The organism is Streptomyces sp. 2131.1 (assembly GCF_900105515.1).
Classification (GTDB): Bacteria; Actinomycetota; Actinomycetes; order Streptomycetales; family Streptomycetaceae; genus Streptomyces; species Streptomyces drozdowiczii.
This window is the reverse complement of the sequence record NZ_FNSY01000003.1, coordinates 35,138-47,688: the sequence shown is the minus strand read 5'-3', so window position 1 is coordinate 47,688 and position 12,551 is coordinate 35,138. Positions and strand designations below refer to the sequence as shown.

General features: G+C 68.3%; 15 protein-coding genes and 1 pseudogene. 10 read left to right on the top strand and 6 right to left on the bottom strand.

From position 1 onward, the window contains the following. Positions 1-12 precede the first annotated feature (12 nt). Positions 13-453 (top strand): annotated as a pseudogene (locus BLW14_RS33430) (single-stranded DNA-binding protein); the annotation flags it as partial. A 60-nt stretch (positions 454-513) separates the two neighbouring features. Here BLW14_RS33430 and BLW14_RS33425 read toward each other — a convergent pair. From BLW14_RS33425 to BLW14_RS33415, 3 genes are read right to left on the bottom strand one after another with little or no spacing between them, the layout of a single operon-like run. Further along, positions 514-2,076 carry a hypothetical protein gene (locus BLW14_RS33425; RefSeq protein WP_093711115.1) on the bottom strand — a complete coding sequence of 521 codons (1,563 nt, stop codon included), beginning with the start codon at positions 2,074-2,076 and terminating at the stop codon, positions 514-516. After that, positions 2,073-2,462 (bottom strand): hypothetical protein, encoded by a 390-nt coding sequence (locus tag BLW14_RS33420; protein ID WP_093711114.1) that lies wholly within the window; start codon positions 2,460-2,462, stop codon positions 2,073-2,075. The genes BLW14_RS33425 and BLW14_RS33420 overlap by 4 nt, the downstream gene beginning before the upstream one ends. Further along, complete coding sequence (locus BLW14_RS33415; protein WP_177154263.1) at positions 2,446-3,126, bottom strand: RNA polymerase sigma factor; 681 nt, start codon at positions 3,124-3,126, stop codon at positions 2,446-2,448. Before BLW14_RS33415 ends, BLW14_RS33420 begins: the two co-directional genes overlap by 17 nt. Before the next feature lie 250 nt (positions 3,127-3,376). Between BLW14_RS33415 and BLW14_RS33410 the strand changes: the two genes are divergently transcribed. Both BLW14_RS33410 and BLW14_RS33405 read left to right on the top strand, forming a co-directional pair. Continuing rightward, positions 3,377-3,649, top strand: coding sequence for a hypothetical protein (locus BLW14_RS33410; RefSeq protein WP_093711112.1), 273 nt, complete (start codon positions 3,377-3,379; stop codon positions 3,647-3,649). A 183-nt stretch (positions 3,650-3,832) separates the two neighbouring features. Continuing rightward, complete coding sequence (locus BLW14_RS33405; RefSeq protein WP_093711111.1) at positions 3,833-4,354, top strand: hypothetical protein; 522 nt, start codon at positions 3,833-3,835, stop codon at positions 4,352-4,354. A 139-nt stretch (positions 4,355-4,493) separates the two neighbouring features. On the opposite strand, the gene BLW14_RS33400 is transcribed toward BLW14_RS33405, so the two are convergent. The 3 genes from BLW14_RS33400 to BLW14_RS33390 all read right to left on the bottom strand — a co-directional run bounded on the left by BLW14_RS33400 (position 4,494) and on the right by BLW14_RS33390 (position 6,461). Then, complete coding sequence (locus BLW14_RS33400) at positions 4,494-4,958, bottom strand: helix-turn-helix domain-containing protein (protein WP_256333064.1); 465 nt, start codon at positions 4,956-4,958, stop codon at positions 4,494-4,496. 2 nt (positions 4,959-4,960) lie between these two features. Beyond that, complete coding sequence (locus tag BLW14_RS33395) at positions 4,961-5,509, bottom strand: helix-turn-helix domain-containing protein (RefSeq protein WP_143052045.1); 549 nt, start codon at positions 5,507-5,509, stop codon at positions 4,961-4,963. A gap of 469 nt (positions 5,510-5,978) precedes the next feature. Next, positions 5,979-6,461: a hypothetical protein gene (locus tag BLW14_RS33390; RefSeq protein WP_093711109.1), complete on the bottom strand. Its 483-nt coding sequence runs from the start codon at positions 6,459-6,461 to the stop codon at positions 5,979-5,981. 326 nt (positions 6,462-6,787) lie between these two features. On the opposite strand from BLW14_RS33390, the gene BLW14_RS33385 reads away from it, so the two are divergent. From BLW14_RS33385 to BLW14_RS33355, 7 genes are all read left to right on the top strand, one after another. Next, on the top strand, positions 6,788-7,300 hold the full coding sequence (locus tag BLW14_RS33385; protein WP_093711108.1) for a hypothetical protein: 513 nt from the start codon (positions 6,788-6,790) through the stop codon (positions 7,298-7,300). A gap of 41 nt (positions 7,301-7,341) precedes the next feature. Then, positions 7,342-7,875 carry a hypothetical protein gene (locus BLW14_RS33380; protein ID WP_093711107.1) on the top strand — a complete coding sequence of 178 codons (534 nt, stop codon included), beginning with the start codon at positions 7,342-7,344 and terminating at the stop codon, positions 7,873-7,875. A 49-nt stretch (positions 7,876-7,924) separates the two neighbouring features. Continuing rightward, positions 7,925-9,187 carry an MAB_1171c family putative transporter gene (locus BLW14_RS33375; RefSeq protein WP_093711106.1) on the top strand — a complete coding sequence of 421 codons (1,263 nt, stop codon included), beginning with the start codon at positions 7,925-7,927 and terminating at the stop codon, positions 9,185-9,187. After that, on the top strand, positions 9,184-9,801 hold the full coding sequence (locus tag BLW14_RS33370; protein ID WP_256333063.1) for a phosphatase PAP2 family protein: 618 nt from the start codon (positions 9,184-9,186) through the stop codon (positions 9,799-9,801). Before BLW14_RS33375 ends, BLW14_RS33370 begins: the two co-directional genes overlap by 4 nt. A gap of 13 nt (positions 9,802-9,814) precedes the next feature. After that, positions 9,815-10,555, top strand: coding sequence for a polyprenyl diphosphate synthase (gene uppS, locus BLW14_RS33365; RefSeq protein ID WP_093711105.1), 741 nt, complete (start codon positions 9,815-9,817; stop codon positions 10,553-10,555). 139 nt (positions 10,556-10,694) lie between these two features. Next, positions 10,695-11,534, top strand: coding sequence for a ParA family protein (locus BLW14_RS33360; RefSeq protein WP_093711104.1), 840 nt, complete (start codon positions 10,695-10,697; stop codon positions 11,532-11,534). Then, positions 11,531-12,469, top strand: coding sequence for a hypothetical protein (locus BLW14_RS33355; RefSeq protein ID WP_093711103.1), 939 nt, complete (start codon positions 11,531-11,533; stop codon positions 12,467-12,469). The genes BLW14_RS33360 and BLW14_RS33355 overlap by 4 nt, the downstream gene beginning before the upstream one ends. The last annotated feature ends 82 nt before the right edge of the window (positions 12,470-12,551 follow it).

Here is a 12,551-nt window from a genome sequence, read left to right as displayed (position 1 = left end):
AAAGGCCCGTCCGTGGCAGGCGAGACCGTTATCACCGTCGTAGGCAACCTGGTTGACGACCCCGAACTCCGCTTCACTCCCTCCGGCGCCGCGGTGGCCAAGTTCCGCGTCGCCTCGACCCCGCGCACCTTCGACCGGCAGACCAACGAATGGAAGGACGGCGAAGGCCTGTTCCTCACCTGCTCGGTCTGGCGGCAGGCGGCCGAGAACGTGGCCGAGTCCCTCCAGCGGGGCATGCGGGTCATCGTCCAGGGGCGCCTCAAGCAGCGCTCCTACGAGGACCGTGAGGGCGTCAAGCGCACCGTGTACGAACTCGACGTTGAGGAGGTCGGCCCGAGCCTGCGCAACGCCACGGCCCGGGTCACCAAGACGACGGGCGGCGGTGGGCAGCGCCCGGCCGCGGCCGCCGCACAGGGGCCGACCGTCGACGATCCGTGGGCGACCCAAGAGCCGCCGTTCTGACACCAGGCACGCGAAGGGCCCCGGACTGATGTCCGGGGCCCTTCGCTTGTCTCATGCGGCTGAGACGGTCCAGGCTGAGTCCAGGATCAGCAGGTCGTCCCCGCTCTCCTCCGGCCCGGCCGGAATGGTTCCGTCCTGCCCCGTGGGCGGAGTCTCCTCCACTGGCGGCGCCGGGGTTTCGACAGGCGGCGGAGTCTCCTCCACGGGCGGCGGAGTCTCCTCGGCCGGCGGCGGCTGCTCGGTGGCCGGCGGTGTCGGCTTGGGAACACTCGGCGTCGGGTCCGTCACCGGAGGCGTCGTCTTGGGGCCACTCGGCGTCGGGTCCGTCACCGGGGGTGGAGTCGGCGTGGTGGGGGTGGACGGCTCGGGATCGTTCGGCGTCGGATCGGTCACCGGAGGCGACGTCGGGGACGTCCCTGTCCCTCCGCCGGAAGGCGTGGTGTCCGTTTCCGAACCGCCCGCCGACGCCGTGGGCGTGACGGATACGTCCGGCTCGACGACCGGCACCACCATGGACGTGCCGCCTCCGGAGGGAGACGTGGTCGGCGGGTTCGGCTCGATCCCGGCCGCGAGTGCCACGATGTCGTCGTCGCCCGGCTCGGGCCAGGTGGGTGTGCTGTCCAGACCCAGCACCAGGCGGGCGGCGAGCAGGGTGGGAGTGTCAGTCGGCGCCGCCTGGGGGGCGGCGATGATCTGCGTCACCTCGTGGTCGTCCAGTCCGAGCGTGCCCAGCGTGAGCGCGGCCAGCCGCGGCGGCAGCGGCGTGGCGCCGCCCATCGCGGTCGGCCCGGACGTCTTGTCCGCGTCCTCCAGGAGGTCGTTGTACTCCCTGATCCGGTCGGGGTCCGTGCCCCACAGGATGTACCGGTCGTGGGTCCGCATGTTCGGGTACAGCTCTCGGGAGCCGTCTTGCTTAGCCCAGGTTGCCGCGTACTTGGCGTCGTAGAAGATCCGCAGGCCGATGCGTTCGCTGCCGTACGAGAACGTGAAGATCGTCGAGTCCGGACCGGTCGCGGCCTTCGTCGCCATCACTATGCCGTCGGAGTCGGTGCACTCCGCCTCAAGTGCGTTTATCGGGTCGCACACGATCTCGCTCGACCCGCTGAACCACTTGAATTGGGGGTCGGCGAAGGGTGCCTTCACCACGTCGGCATCAGCCAGACTCGGTGAGGCGTCCGGCGCGCTGGCTGCGGTCGTCGATGTGGCGTCGTCGATGTTCGTGTACCGGCCTACCGCCCAGCTTGCAGCGAGGGCGGGCAGCAGCGCGGCGACGAGGACAGCCCTCCGGCGACGCTTGGCGGCACCGCGCGGGAGCTGCTCCCTGACGGCGTCGTCCACCAGGGCGGCGGCGGGCCCCTCAACGCTGGGCGGGACGGGATCGGTCCGCCCGAGCAGCTCGTCGAAGTCCCGTAGCTCCGGGGCCTGCTCGCGAACCATCCGTTCGGCGGCCTCGACGGTGATGCCCGGCAGTACGTTGCGCACGTTGCTCACGGCCCGGCCGAACGTCTGGTCCACCCCCAGGAACAGGGTGCGCACGCCGTTGAGATTGCACAGCATCGCATCGGTGGGGAATTCCCCCACGACGATGTCGAGCTTGTCGGTAGGGCTGCTCAACTGTGGTGGTCCTTCGCCCTACGCGCGAGTATCTCGGCGGCCATCTGCGCGGCCTCTTCCAGCCGCTCGGGGGTGATTTGCTCGAGGTCGGACACCACGAGCTGGCCGCCGTCGGGGAGCGTGATTTCCGTGCGGTGGAGCTCCATCTCCTCCAGGCCGTCGTCGGTGCCGGCGTCGTCGCGGGCCTCAGACGGATTCAAGGTCCGCATGAAGGCCGCCATCATCACGTCGTGCGTCTGCTGGACGCGGGCAGGGTTGCGCCCGTGGCCCGGCGTCAGGCCGCCTGCGGCCGCCAGGGCGCGGCGGGTGTCGGAGTCGTGTGGGATCGGGCCGCCCTCGAGCGCACGCTCGAGGCGCTCCGCTCCCCTGTCAGCGCGTTGCAACATGGGGCGCCCTCTCCTGTGAAGTCTGGACCCGAACACCGTGAACTTTTCCTCTGCCTGCCGCGAGCTTCAACAGCTCCTCCACCAGATCGGCGGAAGAGTCCCCTTCCGGGAGCACCTGGGCCAGCCGTCGCAACGACCGTACCGTCAGGGTGCGCACCGCGCCCTCAGTCTTGCCCATGAGCTCCGCAGTATGCGCCGGACTGAGGCCGTCGTAGAAACGCAGCCGCAGGCAAGTGCGCTGATCGGGCTTGAGCTCGTTCATCCGCTGGACCATGGCCGTCGCGAGCTGCCGGCGCTCGGTCTGCTCGTGAACGGAGAGGCCCGGCCGCGGCCGGTCGAGCTGCAGGTGATCAGGCTGGAGCACTTCGGTGGGGCGACGCTGTTCCTTGCGCAGGTGGTCGACCGCGGTGTTCCGCGTGATGGTCATCAGCCAGCCCAGGAGGTTCGTCCCCGGGCGGTAACGGCCCACGTTTTGAGCCACTTTGATCCAAACTTCTTGCGCGAGGTCCTCGGCCTTGTGCGGGTCGCGCACGTACTGGCGGACCCAGTTGTAGACCGTGGTGTTGAGACGCGCGTAGAAGGCGCTCATGGCCTCCGGCGCGTCTGAGCCACCGGCGGCTGCTCGTGCGATGAGCTGGTCAATGCTTGCGATGCTGTCCGTCACGGCGTGATGTCCCCCCATATGCCGTCTGAGCGCCCCCTGGCGGGCCCGATGGACCAGAACCCCCAACCGGGGAAAAGGAGGATCGTCTTCCGCGTGGCGCGAGGGAAGCATAACCGGCCAAGTTGTACCAGTCACCGGTCGGAGGCCCCATGGCAGATTTCCCTGGGCTTACTGTAATCTCCGCCTTGCAGGCGAGCGTCGGGAGAGCAACTCGGCGGGCGCCCAACCCGAAGAGAAGGAGCACCCCGCGATGTCCTCGCACGCCTCGCCCGCGCCTGCGGCCGCCGACACGGTCAACTTCTACGCGGCCCTGATGAGATTCCCGTACGAGGAGTGGATCCCGGCCGCGGCTGCGGCTGCGCATGTGGAAGACGTGGGGCTACCTCGTGAAACGTTGCGGCTGGTCATCCGCACCGGCCGGCGCCGTGGTCTCCTGCGTACGAGACGGGAGCCCGATCGGCTCGGGTTCTACGTGATGCGGGTCGTCGAGGAGCTGCGCACGCCGGCCGCGACCCTCGCCTGACTGATCAATTGGATAACGGGCCAGGGCGCCCCTCCCTCCTTGCCAGCCGCGCCGCGAGGCGCGTGGGCTGCGCGCGCGAAAAGCACCTAGGAGAGGGGGGCGCCCTGGCCCGTTATCCGGAACCATCGGGGTGGGTAGTAGCGTGGCGCGTCCGTACCTCCCGACGTGGGTAGGAGCCACTTCGTGTCTGACTCGTTCGCCGCTGTCGCCGGCCCGCTGACCGAGCAGATCCGTACGGCTCGTGCCGGACGCGACGAGCGTGCCGCGGCCGCGGCCCTCGAGGAGCTGCTCGCCCTCTACGTCCGCCTGGGCAACCGCGAGCTCGGGACGCTCCAGGAGCAGAACGACTACATCGTCGCCCGGCACCTGGGCTACCTCCCCCAGGCCCTGCAGGACCTGGGGGTCAAACCCGACGACCTGCCGGAACCCCCGGGGCGTCGGCGCCCGCGCCCCACTTCGCCGACCGGGGTGGACGTGTCCCGGATCCTCGAGCGCCTGGCGAACCTCGGCGGCCGCGACGGCGAGCCGGCCGAACGCTTCGGCGTCGAGTACCGGCCCTACGACAACGTCGTCCTGCACGGCCGCCTGCAGCCGTTCGCCGTCGTCGACACCGAGGAACACAACTTGCCGGTCTCCTGGTACGAGAACCGGGACGACGCCGAGACCGTCGCCGGCACGGCGAGCAGGCTGCGCCGACCCGGCTGACGAGGTGACGGCGGCCCGGGCCTGGTCCGGAGCCTGTATTCTCGGGACCAAGCAGTACCTGGCTCCGGCGAGGAATCAGGGTAGCTAAGAGGGGCGTCAACCGGGCCAGGTTGACGCCCCTTCTACAAGTGCGGACCGGTCAGCTTGCGATTCGCAGGGGAGGCTTTGCGTCGGGCAGCGGCGCCGGCTCCCCTCCATCTGGGTCCGGATCGAAGGACGTGCCCGCGCGCGGGTCATTTCCAGACGGAAGCTGCACCATCCTGCCGGGGAAGGTCAGGGGCCATAGGTGCGTCCCCTCCTCCTTGAGATGGTTCACCATGTGCGCCATCGACTCGTACGCCGCGAACAGTGGGTGAATCTGGACCTTGCCGTGCACGGTCCGGGGGTGGACGAGCCCGCGGTCCTTGAGCTCTCCTATGGCACGGGAGACTGACGGCACTGTGATGCCCAGGCGCTCCGCGATCTGCTTCTGTGAGATGCGGACGAGGCCAGCCGGCTCCTGGCGAGCCTGGAGGATGTCGAAGACATCCCGGGCTGTCTTGCCCAGACTCGCGTCAGGCAGTCGCTCGAACATATCGGGGTTGCGGACAAGCGCGGTGCTCACAACTACCTCCCGGCCTCTGGAATCACGATGGTGCGCTCCCGGAGGAACTTCGCTCCGAGTTGTGCGATCAGGGCGCGCTGCTTCCTGCTGCCCCACCGGTAAGCGTATGTGGGGTTCACCTGCAGCACCCCCCGGCGAACCTTCCAGGCAAAATGCAGCTTATCGAGTTGAGTAAGGGCTTTGCTGACCTTCGGTTGCGAGCACCCGAAGTGCGTCGCGAGCTTCTTCTGCGTGGTCAGCAACTCGCCCCGGTCGTCATGGTGGGTGGCCATGTGGTCCAGCAGGTCACGGGCCATGGGCGACAGACCAAACTGCCAAAGGTTCGCCTGGAGGTCAGTGTCGAGACTGATGTGCTGGCCGCTGGCGAACTGGTACGGCCGCTTCGGCGGATCCGAGCTGATAAGCCCGCCGTTGGTCGCGACTTTGTCGAGCGCCTTGACCATGTCGCGCAGCACGTCGTCCGACGGCGCTGAAGGCGGTACGGGGGCAAGACGCTGCCGGGCCGTCAGCGGCGGTGTTACTGCTGCTGAGCGCCTTGCAGGTGTAGGCACTTGACCTGCTCCTTCCTCCGTCCTGGGAGTGCAAAACTTAGCACAGGACGCAACTTTTGCAGAGTTCTATTCGCGTGTCGCGGCAATACCCTTGACGCACACGATCTATGCCGCTAGGCGGAATACAACGCCCCTGTTTGCCAGACGATCTATTCACGCAAGAGGAATAGATCGATCACGTTTTCGCAGGTCAGAGGGCTGCTGCTATCTGTAAGAGGCTGGCGCCCGCGGTCGACCGCGCCGCCGTACGGGTGGCCCTGCGGTCCTCGCGCAAGCGCTCCGGTCCTCGGGGTGGGTGGCGCGGCCACATGCGACCGTGCCGGACGTCTGTGGCCGAGGCCGTGAAGCAGTAATGGAGTGGCTGATACCGGAGGGGGTTGAACTGGCCACGCGCGCCAAAGCACTCACCTACCGGCGCGTCGTGGCGGGCTTTCGGTGGCTGAGGTTTAACCGGGGCACGATGGGCTGCTCAGCGTGAACAAGGAACGGAAGCCCAGGTGACCCAGCCGCCATGGTCGCCGACGTGCTGACCCACGTCGGAGGCCAGGCGGTACACCAGATACAGCCCCGGTTCGACCTCGGGCGCAGGCAGCGCGCCGGTCATGTCCCCGACCGACACCGTGACGTCACCGCCGTCATACGCGATCCGGGCTACCAGACCGGCGCCGGCGCAGTGCCGGGCGGTCACGTCTACCAGCTCTTGGAGCACGGCCTGGACCTCGTCGCCCGTCCGGTCGGCATAAGGCGCGCCCTTGAGGAGCCGAGGCAGGAGCAGCGCCGCCGTGGCGTAAGCGCGTTCCATGGCCTCGATCGGCGCGACGTCGGGACCGATGACGAAGTCGACGGAGTTCTCAACGCCAAGCAGGAGGGCGGCACCTCCCTCCCCCATGAGGGCGCGCGGAGGCCAGTTGTGGGGGGCGGCGTCGGAGATCGTCACGATGGTCCGTTCCATCAGGTAGCACGTTTTCGAATGCTAGTTCGAAACCGGCTAGCGTGTGCAGAGGTCAGAGCGGCGGAATCATGCGCTTGATGAGGCGCACGGAGCGATACGAGGGGTGCGGTAGCACGAGATGCCTTCCTGGGCGCGACCTGTGGCGATGACTGCACGGGTGCGCACGGCCGGTAACCGGCCGAGCGCGCTGTTTCGCGAACCATCAAAGATGGTCGAAGGGTGAAACGTCAAACAATCTGTGGTTGAAACTTGTGTTCCATCAAACGATCGGTGGATGACAGTTAGGGTGAGGCCATCACCATCCCGCCAAGGAAGATCACTCCACCGTGACTGCAGACCCCCATGCCCAGGACGCTGCCAGCGCGCAGGTCCACACGTTCCAGGACGTGCTCGGCCTTCTTCTCAAGGCCCAGGCCAAGGAGGACCCGACCAGACCCGGTGAGTTCATCGAGCCCACGAACACGGAGATCGCCGACGCGATCAACAAGAAGTTCGGGGCCGGAACCATCACGAATGAGCACATCCGCCGGCTCCGCAACGGCACCGTGAAGAACCCCGGGATCGAGGTGGCGTCCATACTCGCCGACTTCTTCGGCCTCCCCCTGGACGTCTTCAAAGCCACGGGCAGCGAGACATCCAGGAAGGTGGTGGAGGAAGTGCAACGCTTCCTCGACGCCAGACGTCCAACGCAGAGCGAAGATCCGGAGCCTCCGGAGATTCGTGTCCTTGCCCGGACAACCCGCAGGCTGTCCCCTGCCGGGCAGGCGCGTGTCGCCCGGTACGCCGAGCAGCTCGCGCAGCTCGAGGCGATGGAGAGCGAGACCGGCCCTTTCCAGTAGTCCCGTCCACCGACTAGTCCCCCTGCAGGTGTCCAAATCCGGTGATCCAATCCGCCCATGACCGCAAGATCCGCCAGGCCCTTGCCGCCGTCACCCTCCCGTCCCCGCTGACGTTCGACACGCTGTTCGCGTTGATGCAGGAGCGCTACCAGCTCCGCTACGGACGCCTTCTGGAGCTGCTGCGCGGGCCCTCACCCATCCCCGGCCTGCATGCGAACGCCTTGTGGGTCCAACGCCCTGGCGACGGCCCGGACGCCGTCTGGGTGGACGCTGCCCTCACGGGCTCCGCCGCGGTGCACAACCTCGGCCACGAGTGGGGCCACCAGGAGATGGGCCACAAGCCGCTCCTCCTGCCCGTCAAGCCGAAGCCGTACGAGTTCCTCGGCCCCGACTTCCTCGACGGCTGTCTGTTCGGCCGGGCCCGTTCGCACGAGGGGCCCCAGGATCCCGAGTACGTCCGGATCGAGAATGAGGCTGAAGGGTTCGCCTACCTGCTGCGCCGGCAGGCTGCCGAGCAGGCCCGCGACACCCGCCACCACGACCCCTTGGTCGACCGGCTGCACCACAGCCTGTGACCCCCACCTGCCGCTGAGAGCCCCCGTGCCTACCGACGACGTCATTGACTTGTTCACCACCATCCCGCTCTGGCTGGTGGTCGGCATCCGCACCTATCAGGAGATCCGCGACCGCAAGCAGGATCGCGACACGGCACGGACGAGCGGGAAGCGGGCGATCCTTGCGACCTTTGCCGCCCTCGCGGCCGGCGCCACGCTGCGCCTGTCGTTCATCGAGGACTTCCTGAACCAGCACACCGGCCTTCACGACGCCGCGGTGCTCCCCAAGCACCTGGCCGTGATGGTCGCCTGCATTCTCCTGGTGGGATGGGTCGAGTCGGTCGTACCACCCCTGGAGGAGGAACCGGCCTGGCGCCGCTGGGTCTCCTTCAAACCCCGCATGGTCTTCCTGCTCGGAACCAGCATCGCGGCCTCCCTTGTCTTCCCGTTCTCCTCCCCCTCCGTCATCGCCCCCGACGGATCCGCCGACTTCGCGAGCGCCCAGTACGGCAACGTTGCCGGCACGGTGCACCTGGCGCTGTACCTGCTGACCATGGGTGCGGCCCTGGCCCCCTCGGCGCTGCTCTGCCTCACTGTTGCTCGGCGCACCGACGACCGGCTTCTGCGGCTGTGCATGCGCCTGATGGCCGCGGGGGCCGGGACAGGCACCTTCTACCCCGTCTACCGGCTCTCGTTCCTGGTCTGCGGCTTCACCGACTGGACGTTCCCCCTCAGCGAGGGCGAGTTCCACCGCGGCGGATCCCTGCTCCAGATGGTGACAATCCTCCTGGTCATCATCGGCAGCTCCGTACGCGCCGCCGAGCTACTCATCCGCGCGCTCCAGCACCGCCACGGCCTGCTCGCCCTGCGCCCGCTGTGGGAGGAACTCGTCTCCGTCCTCCCATCGGACGTCATCCTGCGCCGCCTTCAGGAGACCGACTCGCCGCGCGAGGAACGGCGCCGGGCCCGCGACCTGTACGACCGGCTCGACAAGCGCGTCGTCGACATTTCCGACGCGTGGTTCACCCTCCTGCCCTGGATCAGCCAGGACGTCCACCGCCAGGCCCTCGACATCGCCCACAGCGCAGGCCTGCGCGGCGACGACGCCCGCGCCGCCCGGGAGGCCATCACCCTGCGCGTCGCCCGCAGGAAGGCGGTCGAGGGCGAGGAGCCCGCCACGTACGCGGCCGGCTCCCAGATGCCCATGCACAACGACCTGTTGGCGAACGCAGCATGGCTCGCCCGGGTCGCTCACCACTACACCTCGCCCAGCCTCGCCGAAGCGGCCGCCGAGCTCTCCGGCCGGCAAGCTCCCCAGGAAGTCGCCGTATGACCAGCACCACGACCGCCGCTCCTACCCCGGCCCGCGAGGAGAACCGCGCGGCCCGCCTCATCACCGACGGAATGGAGCCGCGCAACGTCATCATCGGGGTGAGCCTCGGCGTCGGCCTGGCCCAGAACAACCCGATCACCGGGGCGCTCTGGGCGCTCGAGGCCATCGTGTTCGCCGCGGTCCTGCCCATGGCCTTCATCAAGTACGGCATGCGCAAGGGCATGTGGGCCGACCGGCACATCGGGCAGCGACAGCGCCGGATGATCCTCATCCCCGTGATCATGGCGTTGGTCGGCCTCGGCATCGGCGGCATGCTCTGGCTCGACGCCCCGACCGACATGGTCGCCCTGGTCGTCGCGATGCTCGCCACCCTCGCGGTCCTACTGCCGGTCACCGCGCTCTGGAAAATCAGCGTGCACACCGCGGTCGCCGGCGGCGCCCTGGCGATGCTCGCCCTCACCTGGGGGCCGCTCGTCTGGCTCGCCTACCCGCTCGTCGCCGTCATCGCCTGGTCCCGTATTTCCCTGCGCGACCACACCCTCGCCCAGACAATCGCCGGCGCCGCCGCGGGCACCGCAACCGCCGGTGCGGTCTTCGCCGCGCTCACCGGATGACGTAAAGACCGCCATGCCTGTACTCCTCCGGCCCATGCAGACGCTTCCCGCTCCCGCGCCCGCCGTTGACCGCCTCGACGTCCCCCGCCACATCGGCTTCATCGCCGACGGCAACCGCCGCTGGGCCACCGCCCACGGCCTCACCGTCGAAGAGGGCTACCGGCAGGGCACGGCCGTCGTCCACCAGATCCTCGAACACTGCCGCGCCCTCGGCGTCGGGGCCGCCTCCGTCTTCCTGATGTCCGAGCGGAACTTCGGTCGCCCCGAAGCCCAGGTCAAGGCCCTCACCGATGTGCTGGTCGACCTGCTCGACACTGAGGCGGCCGTCTCCACCGGCCCCGTCCGAGTTCTCTCCCAGCTCTCCGGCCTCTACCTCGTCCCCGGCCGGCTCCTGGCCGCGATCGAGCGGACAGAACGACTCACGGCCGACCGCCAGGGCATGACCGTCTGCCTGGGCATCGGCTACGACGGCCGCGCCGACGTCCGCCAGGCCGTCGCCCGGTCCCTGACCGCCCCCAACTACGACGGGCGCCAGGAGCTGCCCTTGGACGACTTCCTCTCCACCGCAGGCCTGCCCGACCCCGAACTCATCATCCGCAGCAGCGGAGAGCGCCGCCTGTCCGGCTTCCTGCTCTACCAGGCCGCGGACGCCACGCTGCACTTCGAGGACCGGCACTGGCCCGACTACGACGGACAGGCCCTCGAGGAGGCGCTCGCCGTCCACGCCGCGCAGCGCCGCACCTTCGGCAGGTAACCAAGATCATTCTTGCCCAATTGGGCAATTCTCCAGGGCCCCGTACGGGTGACGTTCGGGGCCCTATCACGTGCCGCCGCCGGTACCTATACGGGCTCACTGCCCGAAACATGGCGACGGTCTGACTATCGTCCCTCTCATGACGACATCAGCAGCCGAGATTGAACGGCTCCGCTACGGGCCCTTCACCGGACCCGCGACGATGACGCGCATCATCGCGATGTGCAACCAGAAGGGCGGCGTCGGCAAGACGACGACCACCATGAACCTCGCCGGCGCGCTCGCCTCCTACGGCATGCGAGTCCTGATCGTGGACGGCGACCCGTCCATGAACCTCACCGACGGGTTCAAGCTCGACGGACTCGACGAGGACGAGGGCCCCACACAGACCGACTGCCTCTTGAAGGGTCTCGACCCGCACCCGCTGGTCGCCAAGCCGTTCGAGCTGATTCACGTCCTGCCGTCCAGCCTCGACCTGACGTTCCTCCCCGCGCGCCTGCGCGAGCGAGGCAACGCGCTCCACGCGCACAGGAAGATGCTCGCCCACTTCGAGGGCGAGTACGACTACATCCTGATCGACACCCGACCGGCCATCGACACGGACACCAGCTCGATTACCGCTGCGGCACACGGCGCCCTCATGATGGCCAATACCCACAAGTGGGCGATGAAGGCTGTCGGCTCCCAGCTCGACCAGCACGAGGGCATCATGGAAGAACTCGAGCGCGACGACTTCCACGAACTCGGCATGGTTATCAGCCTCGCCCTGTACGGGCGCGGGGAGTACAACAAGGTGATCCTGAAGCAGCTCCGCAGCCACCCCGACCTGGCGCCCCTCGTCGAGATTCCGTTCCGCGGCGCCGACCTGGGCGAAGCAGAGGCCGAGGGCAAGCCGGTCCAGATGTACCGGCCGAAGTCGGACACCGCCGAGTTCTTCCGCACGATCGCGGTCAAGGCCGGGCTGGTGGATGCCGCGTGAGCGACGACAAGAAGGAGGCGTGGGCGCAAGACGCGAGCTGGGGCTCGGCCCGGCGCCGCGGCAAAGGCAAGTTGGCCGAGGGCTCCAAGGCCGTCGAAGCGGACCGCCAGGCGACCATAGAGAAGGCCGTCGAAACCGCCGTCGAGGAGGCCCGACCTGGCCTCCACAAGATCCCCGACCCGGTCGAGCCCGCCGGGGAGGGCGCGCTCACCGACGAGGAACGGACGCGGTACGAGGAGTGCCTCGAGGGCGTCGACCTGGGCAACACAGCCTGGTTCATCCAGGGCAAAGCCCTCGACACCATCGCCACTGGCAAGCTGTTTCGGGACACCCCACACAAGCTAGAGCCGGAGCGGACCTACCGCACCATCGAGGAGTGGGCGCCCCTGGAGAAAGGCATCTCAGTTGGCAAGTGCAGCAAGCTGCGCGCCGGCTGGGCGATCGGAGAAGTCCTCGCCGCTCGCAGCTACGACGTCAACCCCGGTCAGGTCCGTGAGATCGTCCCGGTCAAAAACGCCTTCAATCTGAACGCGGCCGTCGCGGTGTACGTCCTGGTCGCCGACTCCTGGGGCCCGGACCAGGTCACCGCCGAGCGGCTCCGCAACACCGTCAAGATGCTGCCGGGCGACCTCAAGCTCGACGAGGACGAGGACGTCGACGCCCTGGCGAAGACCATCAAGGGCGTGCTCGTCGAGGAGATCCAGCCGCCGGTCTCCCGCGCGATCCCGCCCGCGGTGACCCGGGCCGTCGACAGGACCGCCATCAAGATCGCAGACGCCCTCAACCGTCCCCGGATCTCCCGCTCGGAGGTGACCCTTCGGCTCATGGAGGCGTTCGCCGACCCGGAGGACACCACCGTTTACGACGCGGTCCTCGAGCGGATGCAGGAGGCGGAGAAGGCCACCAGGAAGGCCGCCAGAGAGGCGCTCAAGTAGCGCTCAGCGTCCGCATAACACGGAGGCCCGGCCAATGTTGGTGGCCGGGCCTCCGTGCGCATGAAACTGGTGTGCAGCATAC